This window comes from Prevotella amnii CRIS 21A-A (genome assembly GCF_000177355.1).
Taxonomy (GTDB): Bacteria; Bacteroidota; Bacteroidia; order Bacteroidales; family Bacteroidaceae; genus Prevotella; species Prevotella amnii.
In genome coordinates this window covers 1-776 of record NZ_ADFQ01000048.1, presented here as the reverse complement: position 1 = coordinate 776, position 776 = coordinate 1, and the positions used below count along the sequence as shown (strand labels likewise).

The 776-nt window shown below is 40.2% G+C and carries 1 pseudogene; it reads left to right on the top strand.

Annotated features, from left to right (window positions below):
- Positions 1 to 403: pseudogene (locus HMPREF9018_RS04065) on the top strand (relaxase/mobilization nuclease domain-containing protein); the annotation flags it as partial.
- Positions 404 to 776 lie beyond the last annotated feature (373 nt).

The window sequence follows — 776 nt, the reverse complement described above, 5'->3', positions numbered from 1 at the left end:
AAAATTCTCATACGTAGGACAATCCTTCAAGGCTTCCGAAATCGGCAGGGAGTTCGGCTACCGTTCCTTGCAGAAGAACTTTGAAGAAACTAACAAGAAAGAACAGAAGAAACCACACCAAACGACACAAGAGCCAATAGAAAAGAAAGAACAACCTGATACCGGTTATCAACTCGTACCTCCAAGTCGTTCCTCTATCTCACGAAACAATGACACGCCACAAGTGCAGAACTCCATTGATGCAGTGGCAGACACCATCGTTAGCGCAGCTGATGAAGTTGTGGAAGGGTTAGGCGATTTGATTACACCATCCACACAGGGCAATGACTATGCTGAAACGGCATGGCAGCGTAAACTCAGATACCACGCCAATAGAAAGAAAAGACGAGGAAGAGGAATATAACCTACAACCAGACAATCAATCAAAAATGCAGAAAGAAGAATATTTCATCAAAAACGCTTGTTATTCGGTAATAAAGTATTATCCGTTGCAAGCGGAATAACAAGCGTTCTTTGTTAGGCAGAAAATAGCGAAGCCGAGTAGCTCGCTCGTTTCCAAACCTTTACCAGTTTAGTTTTACAAACAAGGTAACTTATTTATTTTCAATTAGATACATTTTAATAATTATCTTATATAGCAAAACATTACCTTTTACCCTCTAAAACATCATCTTTTACCTCGCAAAACATCACCTTTTGCGGTGTAAAAGATGACGTTTAGCTTTGCGTGCTGTAAGTGCTTAAGTGTAAATGCTTTAAGAAAGCAGCGTGGGACA